The sequence below is a fragment of the Kocuria sabuli genome (genome assembly GCF_040981185.1).
In the GTDB taxonomy this organism is placed as follows: domain Bacteria; phylum Actinomycetota; class Actinomycetes; order Actinomycetales; family Micrococcaceae; genus Kocuria; species Kocuria sabuli.
Genome location: NZ_JAVHZE010000108.1, coordinates 1 through 536, shown reverse-complemented (window position 1 = coordinate 536; position 536 = coordinate 1). Strand labels below are relative to the sequence as shown.

At 72.6% G+C, this 536-nt stretch carries 1 protein-coding gene; it reads right to left on the bottom strand.

What is annotated here, in order from left to right; all coding sequences use genetic code 11:
* Positions 1–536: hypothetical protein (locus tag RE027_RS18150; RefSeq protein WP_368809695.1), on the bottom strand; the 536-nt coding region annotated here is incomplete at both ends.

Here is a 536-nt window from a genome sequence, read left to right as displayed (position 1 = left end):
CCCATCTGGGCGGCGGTCAGGGTGCCGCAGGCGGCCGGCAGGGTCGCGGCCGCGGGCAGCGCCGGGTCCAGGTCGGACATCTTCTCGGCCGCCGCGGCCGGCATCAGCGTCGGGTCCACGCCGTGGACGACGATCACCGCGGTGCCGCTCTGCAGGGCCTCGGCGGTGGGGGCGTCCAGTTCGAAGGTGCGCTCGTAGGAGTAGGCGGATCCGCCCGGGAAGCGCTCCACGGCCAGGCCGGAGTCGGGGCTGGTGTCGCCCTCGGTGGTGAGGGAGGTGCCGATCATGCCGTAGGAGGGGTGGCCCTCGGTGGTGTTGACCACGCCGTCGCCGTCGGTGTCGGCCTCGGGGCCGGGGCAGGTGCCCTGGCCGTGGATGTGGATGTGCTGGGCGTGCGGGAAGGGTCCGTCCATGAAGGTCTCGGCTGCACCGGAGACGTTCATCGTGACGGTGGCTTCGGTGCCGTGGACGTCGACCATGACCTCGCCGGTGGTGCCGGAGTTGTTGAGGGCGCTCAGGGTGGCCTGGGAGGACCA